We start from the raw sequence: 26,325 nt of genomic DNA, 5'->3' as shown, positions 1-26,325 counted from the left end.
AGGCCGGCCCGCGCGGACCGCCTGGCCGCCGGAGTCCCGAATCTGTTATGTCGCACGACAGCCGCCGGCCGCCGGCCGGGCGAACGGGCGCGAACTCCCGGAGACGCTGCATGAGCGAGACCGATGACTCCCCGCTCGGCCGGTCCTTCCGGATTCTCGAGCTGCTGGCCGGCGCTCCGGATGGCCTCAGCCTCTCCGAAATCGCCGCCGCGACCGGCCTTGTTGCCGCCACCGTCCACCGCCAGCTCGGCACGCTGGTGGGGGTGGGCGCGGTGCAGAAGCTGAACGCCCGCGTCTTCACCCTTGGCGAGCGCATGTGGCGAATCGCGGCGCTGATGACCGGCGACGCCGACGTGGCCACCACGGCCGCCCCGGTGCTGAAGGAGCTGGTGGACGCCTTCGGCGAAACCGCCTTCCTCGCCCGTCTCGTCAACGCGCAGGTCGAGATCCTGGCCACACGCACGCCGGAAGGGCGCGGCCAGTCCTACGTCCAGCCCGGCAACGGCATGCCGCTGCACGCCGCGGCCTCCGGCAAGATCCTGCTCTCCATGCAGAGCGACGAGTTCGTCAGCCGCTACCTGCAGCTGCCGCGCCAGGCCTATACGCCCAACACCCGCATCGCCGAGGACGACATCCGCAGGGACATCGCCAGCGCCCGGGCGCGGAAGATCGCCATCTGCGACAATGAATTCGATCCCGGCATCCTCAGCTACGCCACCGCGGTGCAGGACCCGCGCACCGGACTGTGCTACGCGCTGACCGTGTTCGGACTCGCCGACCGCTTCTCCCAGATCCCCGCCGAAACGGTTGAAACAGTGCTGCTGGCGGCGGGCGACCGTCTGGCGCGCAGCCTGCGCGACCGCCGCCCCAGCCCCGCCCGCGGCTGAGCGCGGCGACGCTCCCCGTTTCCCTTCTCCATCATCCCCGTCCGCCAACCGGCGCGGCCGGCCGTGACGTCGGCGCCGTCCTGCTGGCGGCGCGGCGCCTGGACCTTCGCCAGGCCCGCGCCGGCACCCGCCGCAGGAAAAGGCCGGCCATTCCGCAGTGGTCCGCCGCCTGCGGGGGATCCGGCCCGCCGGCTGCGGCCGGCGTCTGCCAAAAATTTGACCAGCCTGCCTGTCGCCTGGCCGCCATTGCCCCCTTCCGTGCGTTGACAGGGACTGCGCCAGCCGAAATATTCGAATTTAAGAAAACTTTTTTCGTTTTACAGAAAACGGAGATCACCGTGGCAGGCTGGCGTTTGGGGATTGATATCGGCGGGACGTTCACCGACGTGATCGCCGTGGCGCCCGACGGAACCCGCCGCTCGGCCAAGGCGCCGAGCAATCCGCAGGAACCGGTCCGCGCCATCGTGGACGGCATCGCCGCCGTCGGGCTCGCCTGGGACGACGTCGCCGAGATCGTCCACGGCACCACGATCGTCACCAATGACATCGTGGAGCAGCGGTTCCGGCCCTGCGCCCTCATCGCCACCCGCGGCTTCAGCGACACCATCGAGATCGGCCGCGGCGCGCGCCGCCACCTGTACCGGCTGGACCTGCCGCCGCGCCCGGCCCCGCTGGTGCCGCCCGAACACCGCTTCGAGGTGAACGAACGCCTGCGCCACGACGGCTGCGTGGTCACGCCGCTGACCGACGGGGAAATCGACCGGGTGATCGCCGAAATCCAGGCGGCCGGCCTCGACACGGTGGCGGTGTGCCTGCTGCATTCCTTCACCAATCCGGAGCATGAGGCGCGTCTGGGGGCCCGCCTGCGCGCGGTTTTCCCGAACGTGAGCCTGTCGCACGAGCTGAGCCCGGAGTTCCGCGAGTTCGAGCGCATGAGCACCACGGTGCTCAACGCCATGATGATGGCGAAGATCAAGGCGCACCTGGCGCGGATTGACGCAACGAAGCCGGCCGCCACCCGGCTTCACTTGATGCATTCCGCCAGCGGCATGGCCGCGCCGTCGGTCATTTCCGAGCGGCCGCTGATGCTGGCCATGTCCGGACCGGCCGCTGGCGTAACGGCGAGCTGCCGGACCGCCCGCGAACTTGGCATGGAATATGCTGTCACCTTCGACATGGGCGGCACGACGACGGACATTTGCCTGATCATCAACGGCAAGGCGGAGATCAGCTCCAACAGGGACCTCGGGGGCCAGCGCATCCGCCTGCCCATGGTGGCGGTGGACTCCATCGGCGCCGGCGGCGGCTCCATCGCCCGCCTCGTCAGCGGCTCCCTGGTGGTCGGCCCGCAGAGCGCCGGCGCCAGCCCCGGCCCGGCCTGCTACGACAAGGGCGGAACCGCCCCCACGGTCTCGGACGCCGCCATCCTGCTCGGCTACCTCAATCCTGCACGGACATTGGGCAAGTCCGTGCGCCTGTCGCCGCAGCTGGCCGAAGCGGCGCTGAAGCCCCTCGCCGACGGCATGGGCTTCACCGTCATGGAGGCGGCGGTGGGCGTGGCCCGCATCGTCAGCGCCAACATGGCCCGCGCCATCCGCCGGGCCACGGTGGAGCGCGGCCTCGACGTGCGCGCCTTCGACATGATCGCCTTCGGCGGCGCCGGGCCCATGCACGCCGCCGAGGTGGCGCGGCTGTGCGGCGTGAGGCGGGTGGTCATCCCGCATTTCTCCAGCGGCTTTTCGGCGCTGGGCTGCGTCGACGCGCCCATGAGCTATTCGCGGCAGATGACGGTCAACATGAAGTCGCTGGCCTGGGACCAGGCGCGGCTGGACGCCATGCTCGCCCGCCAGACCGCCGACCTCACCGCCGCCCTCGTCGAGGCCGGGGCCGACCCGCAGACGCTGCGCGTCGCCCATGTGGCCGGCGTGCGCTACAGCGGCCAGAGCTATGAAACGCCCGTGAGCGCCCCCGCCCTCGATGATCCGCAGGAGCTGGGCCGCCAGTTCGACGCCGCCCACCGCGCCCTCTACGGCTACGCCACCGGCGAGCCCTGGGAGCTGGTGTCGGTGCGCACCGAGGTCGCGGCCCCGGAGCCGGATCAGGCCGCGCCGGAGCACGGCGGCGACTTCGCCGCCGACCTCTCCGGCGCCCGCGCCGGCGCGCGTCTCCTCACCTTCGAAAACGGCGAAAGCGCCATGACCCCGGTGCTCGACCGCGCCCGCCTTCCTGTCGGCGTGGTCATGCAGGGCCCGCTCGTCATCGAGGACGAGTGGTCGACCATCGTCGTGCCGCCCCGCGACCATGCCGTTCTCGACCGTCGCGGCGACATCATCCTGAACGTGAGCGTATCGTGATGCAGATCGATCCCGTCTCCCTTGAAGTCATCCGCAATGCGCTGACGGCGATCGCGGAAGAAATGTCCATGGTGGTGATGCGCGCGGCGCGTTCGCCGCTGCTGCGCGAGGCCGGCGACCATTCCTCGGCCGTCACCGACCGCAACGGCTTCCTCGTCGCCCAGGGCCAGGACGTGCCGGTGCACCTCGGCGTGCTGAGCTTCACGGTGCGCGAGTTCCTGAAGGTGACGCCGGCGGAGAAGCTGCGCCCCGGCGACGTGTGGATCGTCAACACGCCGGAAGTGGGCGGCAACCACCTGCCGGACGTGAAGCTGATCCGCCCGGTGTTCGCCGGCGACGTGCTCTACGCCTTCTCCATCTCCCTCGCCCACTGGGCGGATGTGGGCGGCGCCATGCCGGGCAGCTATTTCGCCGACGCCCGCGACGCCTGGCAGGAGGGCCTGCGCATTCCGCCGGTGCGCCTGTTCGTCAATGACGAGCCGGACGAGGAGAAGCTGGGCTTCATTCTCGCCAACGTGCGCGGGCCGGACGAACGGCGCGGCGACATTCTCGCCCAGGCCGCCGCCACGCGCGTCGCCGCCCGGCGCCTGGAGGAGCTGAACCGCCAGTATGGCGTGGACTTCCTGCTCGCCGCCTTCGAGGCCATCCATGACCGCGCCGAGCGGCAGATGCGCGAGGCCATCCGCGCCATTCCCGACGGCGTCTACGAAGGCGTGGACCATATGGACGACGACTGCGCCGGCGGCCCGCCCGCGCCGGTCCGCGTCAGGGTGACCATCAGCGGCGACGAGGCGACGTTCGACTTCACCGAAAGCGCCGACGCCGTGCCCGGCCCGCTCAACACCACGCCGTTCATCGCCGGCGCCGCCGTGTTCTACGTGATGCGCGCCCTCTACGGCCAGGACATCCAGCCCAGCGCCGGCTGCTACCGGCCGCTGAAGGTCATCACCCGGCCGGGCTCCATCCTCGACGCCGGCGGAACCGCCCCGGTGGTCGGCGGCAACCATGAAACCTGCCAGCGGGTCGCCGACGCGGTGTTCCAGGCGCTCATTCCGGTGGCGCTGGACAGGATGAGCGCCGGCGGCCCCACCACCGCCGGCCTGCTGATCTTCGCCGCCCGGCGCGAGGACGGCGCATGGAGCACCTTCTATGAGGTGCACTCTGGCGGCGAAGGCGCGCGCATCGATCGCGACGGCATGGCCGCCACCCGCGTGCATCTGGCCAACGTCATGAACACGCCGGCGGAGGTCATCGAGATGGAGTACCCCATCACGGTGGAGTTCCAGCAGATCCGGCGCGGCTCTGGCGGCGCCGGGGCCCACCGCGGGGGCGACGGCGTGCGCCGCGCCTATCGCATGCGCGTCGACGACGTGTCGCTCACCACCATGTTCGAGCGCGCCGTGGTGCCGCCCTATGGCCTCGCCGGCGGCGAGCCGGGCGCGCCGTTCCGCGTCACCCACATCCGCGCCGACGGAACGACCGCCGTGCTCGGCGGCAAGCAGAACATCCGCATCAACGCCGGCGACGTGGTGCTGGCGGAGACCTGCGGCGGCGGCGGCTACGGCGCGCCCTGATCCACCGCCTGCGGGCGGACGCCGTCCGCAGGATCGCCAACCCGAGGGAAACGAACAGACCTCCGGCCAGCGCCGGCCGCAGCCGGCCCCAGCCCCCGGAACCAGGAGCGGACGATGAAGAGGCGTGACTTTCTTTGCGGCGGACTCGCCATCGGCGCCGGCCTTGCGGCCGCGCCTTTCCTGACCGGCGACGCGCGCGCCCAGAAGGGGCGCGCCAGCGTGATCCGCATTCTGTCCGAGGACACCCCGAACACCTTTGACCCGGCCGGAACCGGCTACAACACCGCCGCGGTCAACATCACCTGGAACGTCTATGACCGGCTGGTGACCTTCGGCCGCAAGCCCATTCCGGGCGAGCCCGGCGCCTTCATCTATGACTACCACAACATCACCGGCCAGGCGGCCGAGCGCTATGAAGTGTCGCCGGACGGCCGGTCCATCACCTTCTACATGCGCAAGGGCGCGACCTTCCACGACGGCTCGCCGGTGACCGCCCATGACGTGAAGTGGTCGCTGGACCGCGCCGTAAACGTGCCCACCGCCCGCGCCCAGCTCGCCTCCGGCTCGCTGCGCAGCCCCGACCAGTTCGTGGTGATCGACGACATGACCATCCGCGTCGACACGCCCCGGCTGGACCGCTTCACCCTGCCCAACCTCGCCATCGTGTTCCCGGCGATCATCAACTCGAAGCTGGCGAAGCAGCACGCCACCGACAGCGACCCCTGGGCCCAGGAATGGCTGAAGACCAACACCGCCGGCGGCGGCCCCTTCCGCCTCGCCCGCTACCAGTCCGGCCAGCAGTACGTGCTGGAGCGCAACATGGACTGGAAGAACGGCGAGATCGTCAGCGAGTCGCCAGTTATGCTGCAGGTCGTGCCGGTGGCCTCCAGCCGCCGCGCCTCGGCGCAGCGCGGCGAGGCCGACATCGTGCGCTCGCTCTCAGGGCGCGACATCGAGAGCCTCCTCGCCGGCGGCAAGACCCGCGTGCTCGGCGTGCCGAACCCCAACGGCGTCACCTTCATCGCCATGAACAGCCAGGTCGCTCCCTTCGACAATCCGAAGGTGCGCCAGGCCATCGCCTGGGCCACGCCTTACAGGGCGCTGTTCGAGGCGGTGCTCTACAAGCGCGGCCGGCCGCTGTTCGGCGGCAAGGCCGAAACCGACTCCATCGAGTGGCCGACGCCCTTCCCCTACGACACTGACCTCGGGAAGGCGAAGGCCCTGCTGGCGGAGGCCGGCTATCCTGACGGCTTCGAGACGGTGTTCTCGGTGGACAGCGGCGACGCCACCCTGTCCGAGCCCATCGCCATCCTGATGCAGGAGTCGCTGGGCAAGATCGGCGTGCGCGTGCGCATCGACAAGGTGCCGGCCGGCCAGATGGGCTCGCTGCAGGCCAACAAGAAGCTGGCCATGTTCATCGGCCTCGGCAACGCCTGGCTGGGCGATCCGGACTACTACTTCCGCACCTTCTACCAGGGTCCGTCGCGCTGGAACTACGGCAACTTCATGAATCCGGAAATGGAGCGGCTCGCCGCCGAGACCCGCTTCGAGACCGACCGGGCGGCCTATGAGGCCAGGGTGAAGCGGATGATCGAGATCGCCAAGGCCGAGGCGCCGATGATCCCGCTGTGGTCGCCGTTCCAGGACAGCGTGCTGGGGCCAAAGCTCACCGGCTACACCTACATGTTCCATAACGCGACGGAAATGCGCCACCTGCGCAAGGAGTAACGCGGCCGGGCCGGGGCGGCGCGCGCCGGCCCCCGCCACCGCCGTGACGCGCCGCAGGCGCGCCACGGCTCCGTCCGACCCAGGTCAGGCCTCGGGTCTGGCCCGGGCTCCGGCCCCGCAGGCCGGCCCGGGATCCGATCCAAGCGAGTGGATGATCCAATGCGGCTCAAGGGGCGCACCATTCTTTCCCGCCTCACCGCGACCGCGCTGATCCTGTTCGGCGTGATCGTGACGACCTTTTTCCTCGTCCGCGCCCTGCCCGGGGACCCGGCCGCCTATTACGCCAGCGGCCCCGGCGCGGGCCCGGAGGAAATCGCCGCCGTCCGCGAACAGCTCGGACTGGACCGCAGCCTGCCGGAGCAGTTCTGGCGCTACCTGCGCCAGATCGCGGCCGGCAATTTCGGCGTCTCGATGCTCACCGGCCAGCCGGTGCTGACGGACTTCGCCGAGCGGGTGCCGGCGACGGTGGAGCTGGCCGTCTTCGCCTTCATTCTCGGCGTGGGCGTGTCGCTGCCGTTGGGCGTGCTGGCCGCCGTCTACCGGGGCGGGTTCATCGACCAGGCCTGCCGGGTGATTTCGTCGGTGGCCGCGGCCATGCCGGGCTTCTTCTTCGGGCTGCTGCTGATTTACTGGCTCTACTTCCTGGCCGGCGTCGCGCCGGAGCCCATCGGCCGGCTGCCCGGCTGGGCGGTTCCGCCGCCGCGGGTCACCGGTTTCATGACCATCGACAGCCTGCTGGCCGGGGACTGCGAGCTGTTCTGGATCGCGCTGCGGCAGATGATGCTGCCGGCCGCCTCCATGGCCATTTTCGCCGTCGCCCCGCTGATGCGCATGATGCGCAGCGGCATGATCGACGCCCTGGACAGCGACTGGATGATGGCTGCGCGCGCCTTCGGCATGTCGCGGGCGCGCATGCTGCTGGTCTACGCGCTGCCCAACGCCATGCTGCCGGTGCTGGCCACCATGGGCATGGTGCTCTCCACCATGCTGGGCGCGAACATCATGATCGAGAAGCTGTTCGCCTGGCCCGGCATCGGCGCCTACGCCATCAACGCGCTCATCGGCCTCGATTACGCGCCGGTGCAGGCCTTCGTTCTCATCGTCGCGGTGATGTTCGTGCTGCTGACGCTGGTCATCGACCTGGCGTCGGCCGCCATTGACCCGCGCTACGGCAGGGGGTGAGCCATGCAGGCGTTTACCTGGCTCCTGCGCCGCAACGTCGTGACGTTCATCGCCTTCGTGCTGGTGCTGCTGCTGGCCTTCCTGGCGGCGTTCGCGCCCTGGCTCGCGCCCTATGACCCGCTGGCCACGGACGTGCTCGCCGTGCTGGAGCCGCCCTCGGCGAAGCACTGGTTCGGCACCGACAGCCTCGGGCGCGACATCTTCAGCCGGGTGATCGTGGCCACGCGCCTCGACATCGCCATCGCGCTGTCGGCGGTGGCGCTGTCGGCGGCGGCGGGCGTCGCCGCCGGTGCCGCCAGCGGTTACGCCGGCGGGTGGATCGACAACGTCTGCTGCCGTTTCATCGACGTGCTGATGGCCTTTCCGCTGTTCGTGGCGGCCATGGCGCTGGTGGCGGTGCTGGGCAATTCGGTGAAGAGCATCGTGCTCGCCACCGCCATCATCAACTTTCCCTTCTATTTCCGCCTGATCCGCGCCGAGATCATGGCCCGCCGGTCGATCGGCTATGTGGAGGCGGCGACCATCACCGGCAACGGGCCGGCGGGAGTGGTGTTCCGCTTCCTCATTCCCAACTCGCTGCCGCCGGTGATCGTGCAGATGTCGCTCAACCTGGGCTGGGCCATTCTCAACACCGCCGGCCTCGCCTTCATCGGCCTTGGCGTGGCGCCGCCCACGCCGGAGTGGGGCATCATGATCCAGGAGGGCGCCGGCCTGATGATGTCCGGCGAGTGGTGGGTGGTGACCTTCCCCGGCCTCGCCCTTGTGATCTCGGTGTTCGCCTTCAGCCTGCTCGGCGACGGCGTGCGTGACCTGGTTGACCCGAGGAGGCGCAACGCATGACCACCCCCCTGCTCTCGGTGGAAGGCCTGACCCTCGACTTCGACTCCAGCGCCGGCCCGCTCCACGCCCTCGACGACGTCAGCTTCGCCATCGCGCCGGGCGAATGCGTGGCCCTGGTGGGCGAAAGCGGCTCGGGCAAGTCGGTCACCGGCCTCGCCGTCATGCGGCTTCTGGCGAAGCGGGCGGTGATCCGCTCCGGACGCATCATGTTCGGCGGCCAGGACCTGCTGCGGCTGGGCGAGCGGGAGATGCGCGCGGCGCGCGGCCGGCGCATCGCCATGATCTTCCAGAACGCCAAGAACAGCCTGAACCCGATCCGCAGCATCGGCGACATTCTCGTGGACCTTCTGCGCACCCACACGCCCGGCCTGTCGCGGCGCGAGGCGCACGGGCGCATCGTGGAGCTGCTCGGCGCCATCGGCATCGCGGCGCCGGAGAAGCGCATGCGCGCCTATCCCTCGGAGCTCTCCGGCGGCATGTGCCAGCGCATCATGATCGCCGCCGCCTTCGCCTGCAATCCGGAGCTGATCATCGCCGACGAGCCGACCAGCGCCCTCGACGTCACCACCCAGCAGCTGGTGATGGAGCTGCTGATGAAGCTCTGCCGCGAGCGCGGCGTGGCCACCGTTTTCATCACCCACGACCTGGCGCTGGCCAGCGAATGGTGTGACCGCGCCATCGTCATGCACGCCGGCCAGATTCTCGAGACCGGCCCCGTGGCCGGAGTGCTGGAGGCGCCGCGCCATCCCTACACGCGCATGCTGCTGGACTCCCTGCCCTACGGCAAGGAGAGCGTGACGGAGCTGCGGCCCATGGGCGGCGCGCTGCCCAACCTGCGGCGCGCCGACCTGCCGCGCTGCCGCTTCGCCGGGCGCTGTCCGCGCGTGAGCGACGTCTGCGTCCGTTCGGCCCTGCCCGACCGCGTGGTCGGCCCCGGCCACGTCGTGCGCTGCCACCACGCGCTGGCGGCGGGCGAGACCCTCGCCACACAAGCCAGGGGAGAGGCGTAATGGCGGAGAAGATCCTGGAAGTCTGCGCCCTGTCGCGCCATTTCGATCTCGGCGGCGGCGCGGTGCTCAGGGCGGTCGACGGCGTCACCTTCGACGTCTATCCGGGCGAAATCCTGGGCGTGGTCGGCGAGTCCGGCAGCGGCAAGTCCACCCTGTCGCGGATGATCGCGCGGCTGCTGCCGCAGACCGACGGCGACGTGATTTTCCGCAACCGCAACCTGAACGGTCTGGCCGGCGGGCGCTTCAGCAGGGCGCCGGAGCGGCGGATGATCCAGATGGTGTTTCAGGATCCGCTGGCCAGTCTGAACCCGCGCTTCACCGCCCGCGCCTCCATCGCCGATCCGGTGCGGCGGCTGGGAACGCCGGACGAGCGCCGGCGCGCCAGCGAGCTGGTGGAGCTGGCGGCCAGCCGCGCCGGCCTGCCGCCGCAGCTGCTGGACCGCTATCCGCATGAGCTTTCCGGCGGCCAGCGCGCCCGCGTCGACATCGCCCGCGCCATCGTGCTGGAGCCGCAGCTGCTGATCCTGGACGAGCCGACCTCGGCGCTGGACGCCTCGCTGCAGGCGCATGTGGTGCAGACGCTGGTGCAGCTGCGGGCGGCGCTGAACCTCACCTACATTTTCGTGACGCACGACCTGAACCTGATCCGGCTGCTCAGCGACCGCATCCTGGTGATGCTGCACGGCAAGGTGGTGGAGGAAGGCCACACCGCCGACATTTTCGCGCGGCCGCAGCACGACTACACCCGCCGGCTGATCGGCGCGATTCCGCGCGGCCGCCGCGCCGGGTCCGCCCCGGCCGGCGCTCACGGCGGCTGAGGCCGCGCGCCGGGTCATGACGGCGCGCGGCGCCGCCGCGTTTCGCCCTGGCCCGGCGTCTGCCCGGCGACGCCTGCGCCCGGAGAGACGCCGCCTGGGTATGTGGGTATGACGGTCCACAAATTGACGCCAGACGCTACGGATTCCGCAGATGTCATAACAGATAGCAACGCCCTGTGATCCAGAAACGGGGATTTAATCTGGAGAACGTAGCGGAATCCTGACGCATACCCCCCATGTCCCGTCCGCATGGCCGTTATTGACTTACGTAACGTCATTTTTGCATCGCCCGCCACCTCCGCCATATTCGGGCGCGCGTTCTCACGTCTGCCGGCGCGTTCTGCGCGCAATTTCAGAAATGTCCGGCGCCATGTTCCTGTTTTCTGTCGAAACGCAGGTGAAACAGCCAGAAGAATCGTCCTGTCCTGTATCAGCGACCTGTGCGACAGCGAAACAGGCGGCGTCGCCAGTCCTGAATCGCGCGGGAAAATTTAAGCTGACCCAGTTGTGCTCACATTGCAGGCACATCTGGTTATATGCGTTGTTCCGCTACGGATTGACGTAACAACATTCCCGTCATTATTGACAAAATCAGGATGCCGTAACGTGCGGGAGGGGCACGCCGGCGCCACCGGTCATGGCGTGCGAGCCAAAGGGGGCGGATCATGCGACATACAGTTACGGCCAGCGAAGCAGCGCAGCGCGGGCGGACGACGCCCCCGCCAGACCGCAGGCGCACGGGGCTCAGGAACGGGGCGTCGCTGCGCGCGCTGGCGGCGGCGTGCGCGCTGGGCGCGGCGATCGCCGCGACGCAGCCGGTCATCGCCGCGGACGATGTTTTCAGCGATCCCGCCGCGTTCCAGGACCGTCTCACGGACATCGTCGTCAATGGCGACGGCGACAGCACGCTGACCTATGACGGCCCCGTCGGCGAACTGCGGATCGTCGCCGATACGGCGACCCCCGGGCAGAACGCCTCGCTGACCATCAATCTCGCCCCGAGCGAAATTTACATCGACCAGGCGGAATTCATCATTGGCCCGAATACGGTCGTCAACGTCGCTCCGGGCGGCGGCGTCGGCGACATTCTTGTCGGCGACAGCAAGTCGTGGGGCGTGCTGACCGTCGACGGCGGCGTCCTCAATGTTTCGGAACCGGCGCGACCGCAGACAAGTCGCCCAACGCCCTGGCCATTGGCTATCTGGGGGGGAGCCAGGGAACCCTGAACGTCAGGAACGGCGGCCGGATCAACCTCGGCCTGGAGCCGGGCGCGAACCAGTATGCGCAGCTGTTTGCCGGTTACGGCGGCGGCGGCTCTGAAATCAATCTCGACAACGGCTCCATCAATTTGGGGACGCACGGCGCCTCGATCCGCATCGGCCTCGGCAACGGGGCGGTCCTCAACATGTCCAACGGCGCGGTGATCGACAGTTCGCAGGGCGCCAGCCATTTCTGGCTGGGCGAATGGACCGGCCGGAAAGCCGTCGCCAACGTCGACAATTCAGCCATCATCATCCGCGGCGGCGGCACGAACACCGCAAAGGATGAGCGCCTGTTCGTCATCGGCTATGACGGCGGCGCCGGCGAGTTCAACCAGTCCGGCGACAACTCTTACGTGCACGTCTCCGGAATCCATCGCGTCGGCATCGGCAACGGCAACGGCGCCAGCGGCGTCTACAATCTCAATGGCGGCCTGCTCGAAGTCGGCCGGGAGGAGACCCGGGACTCGTTCTGGATCGGCGCGGTCTATGGCGAAGGAAAACGGAACGCCGCCACCGCCGTGTTCAACGTCAACGGCGGCGCGGCGCACATCCATGGCAATCTGGAAATCGGCAGCGCCGGCGTCGCCGGCTATATGCCGGATGCGACCGTAAATATTAATGGCGGCCGCGTCACGGTCGGCGGCAGGGTCAATTTCGGCCCGGACAACGGCCGGCTGAACCTGTACGGCGGCGCCCTCGAGCTGGCGGGCTCCAACGCCATTACCGGCTCGGGCGAACTGACGCTGGCGGGCGGCGTCATCCGCGCGACCGGCGACCTCGGCGTCGCCCATGCTGCGACGCTCGCCGGGACGGGCGCGACGTTTGACAGCAACGGCCACGCCATCACCTGGAGCGGCGCCATCTCCGGCGACGGCGGGCTGGTGAAACAGGGCGAGGGCGCGCTCATTCTCTCCGGCGCCAACGCCTACACTGGCGGCACGACCATCAGCGGCGGACAGGTTGTGGCGCAGCACGCGACGGCGCTCGGTTCCGGTCCGGTGCGGCTGGAGAACGGAACGCTGCGGCTGGCCGCAGAGAACGTGGCGCCCGGCGAGATCGTCGCCGCCGGCGCCGGCGGGATCGACCTGAACGGCTACGACCTCACCCTCGCCAATGGCGGTTCCGGCTCCGGCGCCGTCAGCTTCGTCAACAACGGCGCCACGCCGGCCACGGTCACGCTGGCGAGCAGTCTGTCATGGTCTGGCGTCACCTCTCTGTCCGGCGACCTGACGCTCGCAACCACGGCGAGCAACCAGCTCTCTGCCCGCTCCGTCCTGGACGTCGGCGCCGCCAGCCGGGTTGAGATCGCGCATGACCAGACCGTCGCCGGACTGACCGGCGCCGGCGCCGTGGCGCTGGCCGCCGGCGCCGTGTTCTCCGTGGCTGCCGGCGAGGCCAGCCTGACGTTCGACGGCGTCATCTCCGGCGCGGGCGGCCTGCGCAAGGCGGGCGAAGGCCAGGTGACCCTGACCGCAGCCCAGACCTACGCCGGCGACACCACTGTCGAAAGCGGCGTGCTGGCCCTTTCGGGCGACGGGCGGCTGGGCGCTGGCCGGCTGGCGCTGCGCGGCGGCGTCGTGGAGCTGGAGCAGAGCGCGGCCTTCGCGAGCATTACCGGCATCCTTGCCGACGGCGGCGCCATCCGGGCCGCCGGCGACATCAGCCTTGGCCAGGACATCGCCATCGCCAGCGCCGGACATTTTGACAGCAACGGCCGCGCGATCACCCTTTCCGGCGCCATCTCCGGCGATGGCGGGCTGGTGAAACAGGGCGATGGCGCGCTCATTCTCTCCGGCGCCAACGCCTACGCCGGCGGCACGACCATCAGCGGCGGCCAGGTTGTGGCGCAGCACGCGGCGGCGCTCGGCTCCGGTCCGGTGCGGCTGGAGCGCGGAACGCTGCAGCTGGCCGCAGAGAACGTGACGCCCGGCGAGATCGTCGCCGCCGGCGCCGGCGGGATCGACCTGAACGGCTACGACCTCACCCTCGCCGGCGGCGGCTCCGGCTCCGGCGCCGTCAGCTTCGTCAACAGCGGCGCAGCGCCGGCCACGGTCACGCTGGCCAGCGCGATCGGCTGGCAGGGAACGACCGGCGTCGGCGCGGGCGTGACGCTGCACGCCACTGGCGCCGGCCAGCTGCCGGCGGCCTCCACGGTCAGCATCGACGCCGGCGGCGCGCTGCGCGCTGACGCCAGCCAGACGCTGGGCGGTCTGGCGGGCGCGGGCGACGTGACCCTCGGAGGCGCCGGCGACGTCGAGCTCGCCGTGGGCGCCAATAACGCCGACACCACGTTCGGCGGCGTCATTTCCGGCGCGGGCAGCCTGCGCAAGGTGGGCGCCGGCCAGCTGACCCTGACCGCGGCCCAGACCTTCAGGGGCAGCGCGGTCGTCGACAGCGGCGTGCTGGCGCTCGCGGGCGCCGGCGGCTTCGACGACGCAACCGCGTTCGTGCTGAACGGCGGCGTGCTGGATCTGGGCGGCCGCACGCAAAAGGCTTCGGCAGTGCAGCTGTCCGGCGGCGCGCTGCGCAACGGCGCGCTGGACAGCGGCCTGTTTGAGGCGTCGGAAGGCGTGGTCGCGGTGGACCTCGTCGGCGACGGCGCGTTCGTGAAGACCGGACCCGGCCTCACCGTGCTCACCGGCGACAACAGCGCCTTCTCGGGTACGGTCACCGTCGCCGCGGGCGAGCTCGCCGGCCCGGTCGCCGCTTTCGGCGCGGGCGGCCTGATCACCGTCAACGCCGGGGCCACCGTCACCTTCAGCCAGCCGGGCGCGGGCGTGTGGAGCGGCGCGATCGTCGGCGACGGCGACCTGAAGGTCACCGGGGGCGGCGAGATTGAAATCACCGGCGCCGGCAACACCTTCACCGGCTCCGCCACGGTGGAGGGCGCGACGCTGCGCGTTAACGGCGCGCTGCCCAATGCGACGGTGATCGTCGCGACGGACGGGCGCGTCTCCGGCAGCGGCGTGGTGGGCGGCCTTGTGGTGGCCGGCGTCGCGGCGCCGGGCAATTCGCCCGGAACGCTGGTCGTGAGCGGCGACGCGCGCTTCGTCTCCGGCTCCGCTTACGAGGTCGAGGTCAACGCCGCCGGCGTGAGCGACCGCATCGCCGTCTCGGGCGTGGCCACGATCGAGGGCGGCGTGGTGGCGGTGCTCGCTGACCAGGGGAACTACGCCCGCCGCACCCGCTACGTCATCCTTTCGGCGGACGGCGGCGTCGCCGGCCAGTTCGACGGCGTCACGTCCAACATGGCCTTCCTCACGCCGTCGCTGCAGTACGACTCCGCCAGCGTCACCCTGCAGCTCGACCGCAACGACCTGGCCTTCGGCCAGACCGCGTGGACGGCCAGCCAGTTCGCCGTGGCGACGGCGGTGGAGCGGCTGGGCTACGGCAATCCGCTGTATGACGCCATCCTGTTCACCTCCGCCGGGCAGGCGCGCGCCGGCTTCGACATGATGTCCGGCGAGATCCACGCGGCGTGGACGACGACGGCGTTCACCGAGGCGGGCCTGGTGCGCGACGCGCTGCTCGGGCGGCTGCGCGCGGCCCATGGCGAAGGCGCCGCCGCCGCCGGCCAGGCGACCGTTCCGGCCGGGAAGACCGGCTCCGGCGCGACCTTCTGGGGCCAGGGCGTCGGCAGCTGGGGCGAGGCTCGCGCCAGCCACGGCCTCGCCTCCGTGGACCGTCGCAGCGGCGGCTTCATCCTTGGCGCCGACGCGGATCTGGGCGGCGTCACCGCCGGCGTCGCCGGCGGCTATCTGGACGGCCGCTTCGACATGGACGCGCGCCTCTCCCGCGCCTCATCGCAGACCGTGTTCGGCGCGCTCTACGCCGGCGCAAGCCTTGGCCAGATGCAGCTCTCGGCGGGCGCAAGCTACGCCGGCGCGCGGGTGTCCACCCAGCGCGGCGTCGCTTTCGCCGGATACGCGGACTACGCCACGGCGAAATATGACGCGCGCGTCTTCCAGGCGTTCGGCGAGATCGCTTACCGCCTGCCGCTGTCGGAGACGGCCGCCGCCTCGCCGTTCGTCAATGTGGCGGGCCTGCGCGTCAGCACGGACGGCTTCCTTGAGCACGGCGGCGCCGCGGCGCTTGGCGGGCGCAGCCGCACGGACAGCATCGGCGTGACCACGGCCGGCGTGCGCTTCGACCTGCGCGCGGGCGGGGCGACGCTTAACGGCATGATCGGCTGGCGCGGCGCCTTCGGCGACGTGCGGCCGACGGCGCTGAACGCCTTCCGCGGCAATCTGGCGGCGCCGTTTGCGGTCAGCAGCGCGCCGGTCGACCGGTCGGCGCTGGCGGTGGCTGCGGGCGTTGACTGGGCCGTCGCCGCCGGCGTGAAGCTTGGCGTGTCGTACAACGGCCAGTACGGCGCGCATAACGCCGACCAGCAGTTCCGCGCCCACGCCGAAATCCGGTTCTGACCGGAGCGAACCAGACATCACAAGGGGGGGCGTCGCGCAGGCGGCGCCCCCCTTGTTCTTTCTGATCCTCGCGCGGTGGCCGCGGGAAAGCCGCAGCCCATCCTCCGGCCGTTCCCGCGACAACCGTCGAAGCATCCCCGCTGACGCATGCGCCCCTGACAGGCGCGTCCCGCCATGGCGGCGCCGCCCTCGCCCCGCCTTCCAGCCTCGCCCAGCCCCGCAGACCCCCCTCCCCGTCCGTGTGACCGCCACGGCCCACGCCCCGCGCCGGGCTGGCCCACGCCAGGCGCAGGCGGCCCGGCTGCAGGCGCCCGGCTTCCGGGCGCCGCGGGGGCGTTGCGCCATCCGCCTCAAGAACAGATCGAAAAATATAACTGGTGTCCAGGACACCAAATGTAGAACATTACGCTGCCGCAAATGTGAATACGCGCGCTTCATTATGAATTGACCAAACATATTCGAGATAATTACCAGCATGTGCGCAGAACGGCTGCCGGACGTCCGCGTCAGAAAGCCCATGAACTGGAGAACGTATGAGCGACAAGACAATGCTGTCCGGGGTGTCCGTCGATCCCGCCGGTCCGGGACAAGCGACCGGGCGAGCTGGTCCGCGCCGGACGCATGGCGGCGCACGGCCCGTGGTCGCGCTGCTGCCGGCCTGCACGCTTGCTGCGGCCGTCGCCGCCGCGCCCGCGCCAGCGGCCGCCGCATGGACGCCCTGGCGCCAGACCAGGGTCGAAGACCCCGCCGATTTTCCCCGGCGCCTCAACGAGATCGTCACTGGCGGCAAGGGTGGGGCCGCGCTGCGCTACACTGGTCCGTTCGACGACATCCACATCGCCGACTCGGTGATCGCGGCGCCGGGAACGAACGCTTCGCTGCTCATCAAGCTCAAGCAGGGCCGGCTTTTCCTCGACCAGTCCACGCTTGTCCTTGGCAAGAACGCCACCTTCCACCTGGGCAGCGCCAGGAAGCATGACGGCGCCGAACTATCCGTCGGCGGCCATGACGTGCAAGGCGTGCTCACGCTCGACGGCGGCGCTCTCGGCGTCAGGCGATCGGAGAACCACGCCAACACGCTCTGGATTGGCCGTGGGGCCGGCTCCCAGGGGGCGCTCAACATCCTGGGCGGCGCGCTCACCCTGGGCAATGGCGACGACCCGGCCGGCGGAACGGCCCGCCTCGCCGCCGGCCACGACGGCGGCCAGGCGGACGTCGTCATGGACGGGGGAGTCATCCGTCTGCCTGCGCAGGGCGGCTCGGTCATTCTCGGCGACGGCGGCTCCGCCGTCCTCACCATGAAAAACGGCGCGCTGATCGACGGCGCGGCGGGCGCCGCCCATGTCCTGCTGGGCGGGCGCAACGGCGGTCGCGCCGTGGCCAATATCGACAGTTCAGCCGTCACCATCGCCGGTCCCGCCGCCGGCCCGAACCGGGGCGCGTTCCTCATTGGCCACGCCGGCGGCTCCGGCGAGGTCAGCCAGAACGGCGACCGCTCCCGCGTCGACGTCTCCGGACTTGACGCCATCCGGATTGGCGACGGCCCCGGGGCCACTGGCGTCTATAACCTGAACGGCGGCTCGCTCATCATCGGCCGGCCGGACAGCCCGGACACCCTCCATGTCGGCTCTGGCGCGGACCCGGCCGGCGGCCCCACAACCGCGCGGCTCAACGTCAATGGCGGCGTGGCGCAGGTTTACGGCGACCTTGCCGTCGGCGCCGGCGCGTCCGGGCGCCTGGCCGACGCCGCCGTCACCATCAACGGCGGCGCCGTCCGCGTCGGGGGCGTGGTTCGCTTCGGGCAAGGCGCGGGCCGGCTCGACCTGAACGGCGGCCAGCTCGAACTGGCCGGAGGCGACGCCATCGCCGGCGACGGCGCGCTGACCCTTGCTGGCGGCGCCATCCGCGCCTGTGGTCCCCTCAGCGTCGCCCATCCCGCCGTGGTCACGGGGAGTGGCGGCGTCATAAACTCGAATGGCCATCCGGTCACGTGGAGCGGCGCGCTCTCCGGCGACGGCCCGCTGGTCAAAACCGGCGACGGAACGCTGACGCTGGCGGGGACCAACGACCACGCCGGCGGAATCGCCGTCCGTGGCGGCGTGGTCGAGCTCGCGCGTGCGGATGCGGCCGGCGCGGGCCCCGTCTCCATCGACGGCGGCCTCCTCGTGACGCCGGCGGCCGGAACGCGTCTGGGCCCGCTCGTCCTGACCATCCGGAACGGAACGATCGACCTGGCCGGCGCCGACCAGACGCTGGCCGCCGGCGGCTACGGCCCCGGCGGCGTCTCGTTCGTCAACAGCGGCGCCCACCCGGTCACGCTGACGCTGGAAAGCGCGGTCACGTGGGCCGGCCGGACCGTGATCGGCGCGGGCATCAGGATCGGGACCACCGCACCCGGCCAGCTGTCGGAGCGGTCGACGCTTGAGCTGGACAAGCGCAGCCAGCTCACGGTGATCCACGACCAGACCGCCGGCGGCCTGGAGGGCGACGGAACCGTAACGCTGGCGCGCGGCGCCGTGCTGACGGTGGGCGCCAACCACGCCCGGGCCATGTTTGACGGCGCCATCGACGGCGAAGGCGCGCTGCGCAAGACCGGCGACGGCGTGCTGGAGCTGGCGGCGCCGGCGCGGCACGTCGGCGGCGTGGAGGTCGCGGGGGGCGTGGTCGCGGTCGCCCATCCCGAGGCGACGGGCCCCGGACCGGTCACGCTTGACGGCGGCGTGCTGAGGCTCGCCGTCGCCGGCGCGCGGCCGGGCCGGATCATCGCCGCCCGCGGCGGCGCGATCGACCTTGCCGGCCAGGACCTCACCCTGTCCGCCGGCGGCGAAGGCGACGCGCCGGGCGGCGAGGTCTCCTTCATCAACTCCGCCGGCGCGCCTGCCACGCTCACGCTGGACAGCGCCATCGTCTGGCGGGCGGACACCCGCGTCGGGCCGGGGGTGACGCTGGCGACCACGGCGCCCGGCCAGCTGCCGGAGCAGGCGACGCTGTCGCTCCATGCGGAAGGCCGGCTTGTCGCCAGCGATGACCAGGTCATCGGCGGCCTCGCGGGCGCCGGCGCGGCGCGGCTCGACGGCGGCGCCATGCTGGCCGTGGGCGCCAATGGCGCGGACACGACCTATGCGGGCGTCATCTCCGGCGACGGCGGCCTGCTCAAGACGGGAGCCGGCCGGCTGACGCTGGCCGCGCCCCAGGCCTATGGCGGCCCGACGGTGATCGGCAGCGGCGTGCTGGCGCTCGCGGACGGCGGCGCCCTCGCCGAAAGCAGCCGTCTGCTGGTTGACGGAGGCGCCCTGGACCTTGGCGGCCGGACGCAGAAAAGCGCGGAGGTGGAGCTGCGCGGCGGCCGCATCAGCAACGGCGTTCTGGAGGCGGGCGCGCTCGCCCTGGCGGGCGGCGTGATCGAGGCGCGTCTGGCGGGCGCCGGCGCGCTGGTGAAAACAGGCCCTGACACGGCGCTGCTCGCCGGCGACAACAGCGCCTTCACCGGCGCCGTGAACGTTACGGCCGGCGCGCTGGAGGGGCCGGTGGCGGCGTTCGGCGCGGGCGGGCGGCTTGCCGTCGCCGCCGGAGCTGGCGTCGTCTTCCGCGAGGCGGACCGCGCCGTATGGACGGGCGAGATCGCCGGCGCGGGCCGTCTTGCGGTCACCGGCGGCGGCGAGGTGGAGATCGCGGGCGACAGCGGCGCGTTCAGCGGCGTCGCCGAGGTGACGGGCGCCACGCTGCGGGTCAACGGCGCGCTGCCGCAGGCGCTGGTGGAAGTGCGGCCGGACGGCCGTGTCGCCGGCGAGGGCGTGGTGGGCGCCCTTGCCGTGGCCGGCGTCGCCGCCCCGGGCAATTCCCCGGGCGTGCTGCGCGTGAACGGCGACGTGCGATTCATGCGCGGTTCGGTGTTTGAGGTGGAGGTCACGCCGGACGGCGCCAGCGGCGGTATCGTCGCTGGCGGCGTGGCGACCATCGAAGGCGGAGCGGTGGTGGTGCGGGCCGGCCAGGGGAACTAGGCCCGCGACACGCGCTACGTCATCCTCTCGGCCGCGGGCGGCGTCAGCGGCCGCTTCGACGGCGTCAGCTCCGACCTGGCCTATCTGGACCCGACGCTGGAATATGACGACGCCGCGGTGACGCTGCGCCTCGAGCGCAACGGGCAGCCGCTCGCGCAGGCCGCCTTGACGGAGGTTCAGGCGGCGACGGCGGAAGCGGTGGAGCGTCTTGGCGACGGCCATCCGGTGCATGAGGCGGTGCTGCTGGCCTCCGCCAGCCAGGCCCGCGCCGGCTTCGACATGATGTCCGGCGAAATCCACGCCGCATGGACGGCCGCGGCGTTCACGGAGGCCGGCATGACCCGCGACGTCATTCTCGACCGGCTGCACGGCGCGCATGAGGCGGCGGCCGCCGCCGGAACGGCGCTGACGCGCCCCGGCCCGGGCGCGACGTTCTGGGGCAAGGGCCTTGGCGGCTGGGGCGCCGGCAGGGGCGGCCATGGCGCGGCGGCGACGGGGCGGCGCAGCGGCGGCTTCATCCTCGGCGCCGACGTGGCCTTTGGCCCGGTGACGGCCGGCGTCGCCGGCGGTCATGTGACCGGCTGCCTGGACGTTGATGCGCGTCATTCCCGCGGGCTGTCGCAGACGACCGGCGGCGCGCTCTACGCCGGCGCGCAGCTGGGGGCGCTGTCGCTGGCCGGCGGCGTGAGCCATGCCGTCACGCAGGCGTCGACCCGGCGCGTCGTCATCCTCCCCGGCTACTCCGGCATGGCCGCGGCGGCGTACGGCGTGCGGACGTTCCAGGCGTTCGGCGAGGCGGCGTACCGGCTGCCGATGGCCGGCGCGGGCACGTTCTCGCCCTTCGTCAGCCTCGCGGGCGTCCGCGTGAACGCCGACGGCTTCACGGAGCGCGGCGGCGCCGCGGCGCTCACCGGACGCGGCCGCTCCAGCGCCATCGGCGTGCTGACGGTGGGGACGCGTGTTGACGCGGAGATCGGGGGCGCGCGGCTGAACGGCATGATCGGCTGGCGCCGCGCCTGCGGCGACCTGCGGCCGGCGACGCTGCTCGCCTTCCGCGACGATCCCGCGGCGCTGCCGCTGGCGGTCCGGAGCGTTCCGCTGGACCGCTCCGCGCTGGCGGTGGCGGCGGGCGTGGACTGGACCATCGCGACGGGCGCGCGGATCGGCGTCGCCTACAACGGCCTGTATGGCGCGCGCAACGCGGACCAGCAGTTCCGGGGCCAGATGGAGCTCCTTTTCTGAGCCCGCGGCCGCCCTGCCTGCAAACCCGGAGGGGCGCCGCCCGGCGCCCCTGACCGGATGCAGGCGCAGGGAGCCTTTCATCCCCTTGGGCGGCCGCCCCCATCAGGGGCGGCGCCGGCGCTGTTCCGGCTCCGCGCGCGGGCGCGCCTTCAGATATTCCTGCGTGTCGGGCCGGCCCCTGGGCGGGGCGCGGCCGGTTTCGTCAGCCACTTCCGGATCCACTGGCCGCGCCCGCCGGCGCGTCGCATGGGTTCCTGTCGCCGGCCTGGTTTCATGGTCATGTCTGTCGCGCGTCATGACGTCCGCCTCCTGTCGCATGGGCAACACCGGGCGGCGGTTGTGGGTTCCCGCCTTCCGCGCCGGTGCGGCGCGGCAGGAAACGCAGCGCCCGGGCGCGGGTGCGCCAGACGATGGGGCGCCATGCGTCCGGCGCATCTTGCGCGGCGGGGCCATGATACTGATGCTTGGCGCGAAACAGCCGGGGGGAACGCATGTCGCAGGAAGGCGCATCGGGCGTCGCAACAGTGGCCGTGGGAACGTCGCGGGAAAGCGGACGCCATCTCGCGGGAATCGGGCTCGTCACCCTGCTTTCCGGCGCCTTTCTGTCGGTGATGAGCGGCATCATCGTCTCCATCGCCATCCCCAGCATCCAGGCGGAGTTCGGGGCCACTCCGACCGTTTCCTCCATCATCGCCTATTACGGCCTCGCCTATGGCCTTGCGCTGGTCACAGGCGGGCGCCTCGGCGACCTGTTCGGCCGCCGGCGCGTTTTCGTCGCCGGCATGGCCGGCTTCACCGCCGCCTCGCTGGCGTGCGCCCTCGCCAGCTCGCTCACCATGATCATCCTCGCACGCGTGGCGGCCGGCCTGTCGGCGGCGCTGCTGTTTCCGCAGGTGCTGTCGATCATCCGCGTCTCCTCCGGGGACGACGCGGCGCGGGCGCGCAATCTCTCCGCCTTCGGCATCACCCTCGGCCTCTCCGGCACGCTGGCGCAGCTGCTCGGCGGCCTGCTGATCACCGCCAACATCCATGGCCTCGCGTGGCGCTGGGTGTTCATCCTGTGCCTGCCCATCGGCCTCGTCGCCTGCCTGCTCGGACCGCGGGTCATTCCGGAAAGCCGCGCGCCTGGCCGTCCGCAGCTGGATTTCGCCGGCGTCGCGCTGTGCGCGGTCGCCTTCGCCCTGGTGCTGTTTCCGCTGGTGGAAGGGCGGGCGCTGGGCTGGCCGGCGTGGCTGCTGGCGCTGCCCCTGCTGGCCATTCCGGCGTTCTGGCTGTTCGCCCGCCACCAGCTGGCGCGCGCGCGGCGGGGCGTCGAGCCGCTCATCGATCTCGCCCTGTTCTCCCGCGGGCCGGTGGCCAGCGGCGTCACCGTGGCGTTTTTCCTCCACTCCACCATTGTCTCCATGCCCTTCATCCAGGCCATGTTCCTGCAGGTGGGGCTTGGCTATCCGGCGCTCGGCGCGGCGCTGATCATCGCGCCGGCGGGGCTGGCGTTCATCGGCGCCTCCATGGCGTGCGACCGCCTTGCGGCGCGCCACGGCGCCAGGGCGGTGATGGCCGCGGGGGCCGTTTTCGCCATCACCGGCTATCTGGCCTGCATCGCCATCGCCCGCACCGCGCCGCCGGACGCCGCCTGGCGGCTGACCTTCGGCCTCGCCGTCGTCAGCGGCGGCCAGGGCCTGTTCATGCCGCTGATGCTCAACGCCGTGCTGGCGCATGTGCCGCCGGAGAAAGCTGGCTCGGCCTCGGGCGTCATCTCCACGGCGCAGCAGGTGGGCGGCGCCTTCGGGGTCGCGCTGGCCGGCCTGCTCTATTTCAGCGCGCTGCTGCGCCACGGCGACGAGCCGGGCGGCCCGGCCGACGCCTTCTCCCACGCCACGGCGTGGCCGGCGGTCGCCATGACGGTCTGCCTCCTGCTGCTGCCGGCGCTGTTTCCGCGCCGCTGCCCGTGAGTCGCGGGCGCGACGGCCGGACGCGCGTCAGCGGCGCGGCCGCAGGTCGAACCAGGGGCTGGTCTGGCTGAGATTGGGATTGAGAAACGGATCGCGCCCGCGGAACTGCGGATGGAGCGTGTAGAGTTTCTCGCGCTCGCCGGCAAGGCGCGCCATGCGGGCGGCGTCGGCGGCGTCATGGCCGCGCGAGGCCGACTCGTGATGCAGCAGCCGCACCGCCGGCAGCGACACGTTGAAATAGCCGGCCTCATACAGGCGCATGCACAGGTCGATGTCGTTGTAGCCCACCGGCAGCGCCTCGTTGAAGCCGCCCACCTGCGCGAAGCGGTCGCGCGCCACCATGAGGCAGGCTCCGGTCACCGCCAGCCAGTTGCGCTCCAGCGTCTGGCGCAGGAATGGGACCGGCCGCCCGGGATCGCCGTGCAGGAAAGCGTGCAGGGGCCCCAGCGCCGTGTTGACCACGCCCACATGCTGGATGGCTGGACGGCCCGGATACAGCAGCAGCGCGCCCACCGCGCCCACATGCGGGGCCTGGGCGTAACCGGCGAGCCGCTCCAGCCAGTCGGGGGTGATGACCTCGGTGTCGTCGTTGAGAAACAGCAGCAGTTCGCCGCGGGCCCGGCGCGCGCCGATGTTGTTGAGCCCGGAATAGTTGAACGGCGCGTCATGGCGGATCACCGTCGCCCCCCGGGCGGCGAGGCGCTCAAAAACCGCCAGCGTCTCCGGTTCGGTCGAGCCGTTGTCGAGCAGCACCAGCTCATGGCGCCGCCAGGTGGATCTTGCGCGGATGGAGTCGGCGCAGGCCTGCAGCACCCGGCCGTTGTTCCGGCTGGGAATGATTATGGAGACCAGCGGCTCGCCGCTGACATGGCGGCGCAGGCGCAGATGCCCGGGCGCGGAGGGCGCCGGCTCCAGCGCGCCGGGCTCGCCGCGGCGCGCCAGCGCGTCCAGCCGCGCCTGCCGGCCGGCCGCCACGGCGCGCGCGTCGCCCGCGCCCTCGCGCGGCCCGGGCTGGCGGTGATACAGCGCCTGCGGCAGGTGAACGATGCGCCGCGTCCGTTCGGCGACGCGCAGCAGCAGGTCCCAGATCTCCGCGCCTTCCAGCTCCGGCCGCAGCAGGCCCGTCTGCGCCAGCAGGTCGCGGCGGAGGCACGCCACATGGGCCGCATAGGGCAGGCTCATCAGCAGGTCCGGCGACCAGTCCGGCTTGAACCACGGATTGCGGTAACGGCCGGGGCCGGCGATCTCGTCCTCGTCGCTGTAGAGGAAATCGGCGTCCTGCGCGGCGATGGCGGCGCCCAGGGCATGGACGCAGTCCGCCGCCAGTTCGTCGCCCGGGGCGACCAGCGCCACGAAATCGCCGGAGGCGGCGGCGAGCGCCGCGTTGAGGGCGCAGACGCGCCCGGGCTGCGCCGCGCCGGTCAGGCGCAGGGTCCCACCGGCGCGCTGCTGCTCCTGGGCCAGCAGCGTCCGGCTTCCAGCCGGCGCGTCGGGGCCGAGGCCGACGACGATTTCCGCCGGCGCGCGCCATTGCCGGCTGATGGAGCGCAAGGTCCGCCGCAGCTGCTCCGGCGTCGCCGCCCCCGCCGCCATGACCAGCGAGATGCGGACGCCGGCGGACGCGCCCAGGTCGGCGGGCATGGAGGGCGCCGCATAAACGTAGCGCCAGGCGGCGCGGCCGAGCAGACGCCGCGCCAGGGCGCTGCGCATGGCCACGGGCGCGATGCGGCCGCGCAGCCAGCCGCGCAGGGAGGCGAGTCCCGGCAGGCGCCGCAGGCTCTGGCTCTTGTGTTCCATCCGGCCGCCCCGACTGTTGGCCCGCCGGCCGCGCCGGCGCGCGCCAGCGCACGCATGCGGACGCCGGCGAGAGCCGGCTTACTACAGCCCCGCCCGTGGCGGAACCTGCCCCGCGGTCGCGGCCGTCACAGGCTTTTCAGGAAGGCGAGCAGATGGTCGTTCACCTCCTGCGGCCTCTCCTGCTGCACCCAGTGGCCGGCGCCGGGTATGACCACCTTGCCGCGCAGGTCGGGCACGTATTTCTCCAGGTTCTCCTCGCCGGAGCCGGCGAAACCGCGCACCGGATCCTTCTCGCCCGTGATGAACAGCGCCGGAATGCGGACGCCGGCGCCGAGCCATGGGGCGCAGCGCTCCCAGTTGTCGTCGATGTTGCGGTACCAGTGGATGGGGCGGCGGAAGCCCTTCTTTTCAAAGGCGCTGACGAAAGGCGCGAACTCCTCCTCGCTGATCCAGGCGGGCAGCGGACGCGGACTGTGCAGCTGCAGCAGCCGGCCCTGTTCGTCGGCGAACAGCTGCCAGCGGTCGGCCTTTACGTCCTTGCCGGCGATGCCGCCGAAGATGGCCAGCATGGAGCGGCGCACGTCCGCCTCCAGCTCGCGCTCGGCGCGGCCTTCGTCGGTGAACGCCACCCAGTAGAAGTCGCCGAGGCCCTTTGAGGCGCTGACGGCGCGGTAAACCTCGGTCGGCCGCTTGCCCGGGCGCCGGACCTGGAACGGCACGCTCATGGCGCAGACGCCGCGGAACATGTCCGGCCGGAACAGGGCGGCGTGCCAGACGACGCTGGCGCCCCAGTCATGGCCGACAAGAATGGCCTCTTTCTCGCCCATCGCCTCCGTCAGGGCGACCACGTCGCCGGTGAGGTGGAAGATGGAATAGGCCTCCCGTTCGTCCGGCCCGCCGGTGTCGCCATAGCCGCGCATGTCCGGCGCCACCACGCGGAAGCCCGCGGCGGCCACCGCGGGAATCTGGCGGCGCCACGACCACGCCAGCTCCGGAAAGCCGTGGCACATGATGACCAGCGGCCCGCTCCCGCCAGCGACGAGGGCGGAGAACTTCAGGCCGTTGGCTTCGATGGTCGTACGTTTCATGTCCGTCACGACGCTTCCTTCCGCGCGGCTTCGCGCCGCGGCGCCCCGTGCGGGCGCCGGCGCGGCCGTCTGTTGCGCGCCAGTCATGCATGGCTTGTCATGTCCGCCCGCAGGGCGCGGGCCGGCGCGAGCATAGGGCGGAAAACGCGGCGCCGGCAACCGCGCC

15 protein-coding genes are annotated in these 26,325 nt (G+C 71.6%); 13 read left to right on the top strand and 2 right to left on the bottom strand.

Going from position 1 to position 26,325, the window contains the following annotated elements; translation table 11 throughout:
• Positions 1 to 110 precede the first annotated feature (110 nt).
• The 13 genes from ACFFJB_RS00950 (at position 111) to ACFFJB_RS00890 (ending at position 23,274) form a co-directional block, all read left to right on the top strand.
• A complete protein-coding gene (locus ACFFJB_RS00950; RefSeq protein ID WP_376828782.1) occupies positions 111 to 887 on the top strand; it encodes an IclR family transcriptional regulator in 777 nt (258 codons plus the stop codon).
• Positions 888 to 1,225: 338 nt separating this feature from the next.
• Positions 1,226 to 3,241, top strand: coding sequence for a hydantoinase/oxoprolinase family protein (locus tag ACFFJB_RS00945; protein WP_376828780.1), 2,016 nt, complete (start codon positions 1,226 to 1,228; stop codon positions 3,239 to 3,241).
• Positions 3,241 to 4,815 carry a hydantoinase B/oxoprolinase family protein gene (locus ACFFJB_RS00940; protein WP_376828778.1) on the top strand — a complete coding sequence of 525 codons (1,575 nt, stop codon included), beginning with the start codon at positions 3,241 to 3,243 and terminating at the stop codon, positions 4,813 to 4,815. The genes ACFFJB_RS00945 and ACFFJB_RS00940 overlap by 1 nt, the downstream gene beginning before the upstream one ends.
• Positions 4,816 to 4,929: 114 nt before the next feature.
• Positions 4,930 to 6,543: an ABC transporter substrate-binding protein gene (locus ACFFJB_RS00935; protein ID WP_376828776.1), complete on the top strand. Its 1,614-nt coding sequence runs from the start codon at positions 4,930 to 4,932 to the stop codon at positions 6,541 to 6,543.
• A gap of 159 nt (positions 6,544 to 6,702) precedes the next feature.
• The gene (locus ACFFJB_RS00930; RefSeq protein WP_376828774.1) at positions 6,703 to 7,725 is read left to right on the top strand and encodes an ABC transporter permease; all 1,023 of its coding nucleotides are present in this window, start codon (positions 6,703 to 6,705) and stop codon (positions 7,723 to 7,725) included.
• Positions 7,726 to 7,728: 3 nt separating this feature from the next.
• Positions 7,729 to 8,565 (top strand): ABC transporter permease, encoded by an 837-nt coding sequence (locus tag ACFFJB_RS00925; RefSeq protein ID WP_376828772.1) that lies wholly within the window; start codon positions 7,729 to 7,731, stop codon positions 8,563 to 8,565.
• Complete coding sequence (locus ACFFJB_RS00920; protein WP_376828771.1) at positions 8,562 to 9,575, top strand: ABC transporter ATP-binding protein; 1,014 nt, start codon at positions 8,562 to 8,564, stop codon at positions 9,573 to 9,575. The genes ACFFJB_RS00925 and ACFFJB_RS00920 overlap by 4 nt, the downstream gene beginning before the upstream one ends.
• Positions 9,575 to 10,393: an ATP-binding cassette domain-containing protein gene (locus tag ACFFJB_RS00915; protein WP_376828769.1), complete on the top strand. Its 819-nt coding sequence runs from the start codon at positions 9,575 to 9,577 to the stop codon at positions 10,391 to 10,393. Before ACFFJB_RS00920 ends, ACFFJB_RS00915 begins: the two co-directional genes overlap by 1 nt.
• Before the next feature lie 665 nt (positions 10,394 to 11,058).
• Positions 11,059 to 11,619 carry a hypothetical protein gene (locus tag ACFFJB_RS00910; protein WP_376828767.1) on the top strand — a complete coding sequence of 187 codons (561 nt, stop codon included), beginning with the start codon at positions 11,059 to 11,061 and terminating at the stop codon, positions 11,617 to 11,619.
• A complete protein-coding gene (locus tag ACFFJB_RS00905) occupies positions 11,502 to 16,079 on the top strand; it encodes an autotransporter domain-containing protein (RefSeq protein WP_376828765.1) in 4,578 nt (1,525 codons plus the stop codon). The genes ACFFJB_RS00910 and ACFFJB_RS00905 overlap by 118 nt, the downstream gene beginning before the upstream one ends.
• Before the next feature lie 533 nt (positions 16,080 to 16,612).
• The gene (locus ACFFJB_RS00900) at positions 16,613 to 20,080 is read left to right on the top strand and encodes an autotransporter-associated beta strand repeat-containing protein (RefSeq protein ID WP_376828763.1); all 3,468 of its coding nucleotides are present in this window, start codon (positions 16,613 to 16,615) and stop codon (positions 20,078 to 20,080) included.
• Between the two features lie 21 nt (positions 20,081 to 20,101).
• Entirely contained in the window at positions 20,102 to 21,322 is a 1,221-nt protein-coding gene (locus ACFFJB_RS00895) for an autotransporter outer membrane beta-barrel domain-containing protein (RefSeq protein WP_376829106.1), read from the top strand.
• Between the two features lie 491 nt (positions 21,323 to 21,813).
• Positions 21,814 to 23,274: an MFS transporter gene (locus tag ACFFJB_RS00890; RefSeq protein WP_376828761.1), complete on the top strand. Its 1,461-nt coding sequence runs from the start codon at positions 21,814 to 21,816 to the stop codon at positions 23,272 to 23,274.
• A gap of 27 nt (positions 23,275 to 23,301) precedes the next feature.
• On the opposite strand, the gene ACFFJB_RS00885 is transcribed toward ACFFJB_RS00890, so the two are convergent.
• Together ACFFJB_RS00885 and ACFFJB_RS00880 are read right to left on the bottom strand one after the other, a co-directional pair.
• Positions 23,302 to 25,071 carry a glycosyltransferase family 2 protein gene (locus tag ACFFJB_RS00885; protein WP_376828759.1) on the bottom strand — a complete coding sequence of 590 codons (1,770 nt, stop codon included), beginning with the start codon at positions 25,069 to 25,071 and terminating at the stop codon, positions 23,302 to 23,304.
• A gap of 125 nt (positions 25,072 to 25,196) precedes the next feature.
• Positions 25,197 to 26,159, bottom strand: coding sequence for an alpha/beta fold hydrolase (locus tag ACFFJB_RS00880; RefSeq protein ID WP_376828757.1), 963 nt, complete (start codon positions 26,157 to 26,159; stop codon positions 25,197 to 25,199).
• Between the last annotated feature and the right edge of the window lie 166 nt (positions 26,160 to 26,325).

The sequence above is a fragment of the Camelimonas abortus genome (assembly GCF_042432745.1).
GTDB lineage: Bacteria > Pseudomonadota > Alphaproteobacteria > Rhizobiales > Beijerinckiaceae > Camelimonas > Camelimonas abortus.
Note: the sequence above shows the minus strand (reverse complement) of the source record. Positions and strands in the feature narration are given on the sequence as shown.

Bases quoted from the DNA above. Each gene is read 5' to 3' on its own strand.
- ACFFJB_RS00920 (WP_376828771.1), top strand. From the start codon at position 8,562: ATGACCACCCCCCTGCTCTCGGTGGAAGGCCTGACCCTCGACTTCGAC.
- ACFFJB_RS00940 (WP_376828778.1), top strand. From the start codon at position 3,241: ATGCAGATCGATCCCGTCTCCCTTGAAGTCATCCGCAATGCGCTGACG.
- ACFFJB_RS00935 (WP_376828776.1), top strand. From the start codon at position 4,930: ATGAAGAGGCGTGACTTTCTTTGCGGCGGACTCGCCATCGGCGCCGGC.
- ACFFJB_RS00885 (WP_376828759.1), bottom strand. From the start codon at position 25,071: ATGGAACACAAGAGCCAGAGCCTGCGGCGCCTGCCGGGACTCGCCTCC.
- ACFFJB_RS00900 (WP_376828763.1), top strand. From the start codon at position 16,613: ATGAGCGACAAGACAATGCTGTCCGGGGTGTCCGTCGATCCCGCCGGT.
- ACFFJB_RS00910 (WP_376828767.1), top strand. From the start codon at position 11,059: ATGCGACATACAGTTACGGCCAGCGAAGCAGCGCAGCGCGGGCGGACG.
- ACFFJB_RS00890 (WP_376828761.1), top strand. From the start codon at position 21,814: ATGTCGCAGGAAGGCGCATCGGGCGTCGCAACAGTGGCCGTGGGAACG.
- ACFFJB_RS00950 (WP_376828782.1), top strand. From the start codon at position 111: ATGAGCGAGACCGATGACTCCCCGCTCGGCCGGTCCTTCCGGATTCTC.
- ACFFJB_RS00925 (WP_376828772.1), top strand. From the start codon at position 7,729: ATGCAGGCGTTTACCTGGCTCCTGCGCCGCAACGTCGTGACGTTCATC.
- ACFFJB_RS00880 (WP_376828757.1), bottom strand. From the start codon at position 26,159: ATGAAACGTACGACCATCGAAGCCAACGGCCTGAAGTTCTCCGCCCTC.
- ACFFJB_RS00915 (WP_376828769.1), top strand. From the start codon at position 9,575: ATGGCGGAGAAGATCCTGGAAGTCTGCGCCCTGTCGCGCCATTTCGAT.
- ACFFJB_RS00930 (WP_376828774.1), top strand. From the start codon at position 6,703: ATGCGGCTCAAGGGGCGCACCATTCTTTCCCGCCTCACCGCGACCGCG.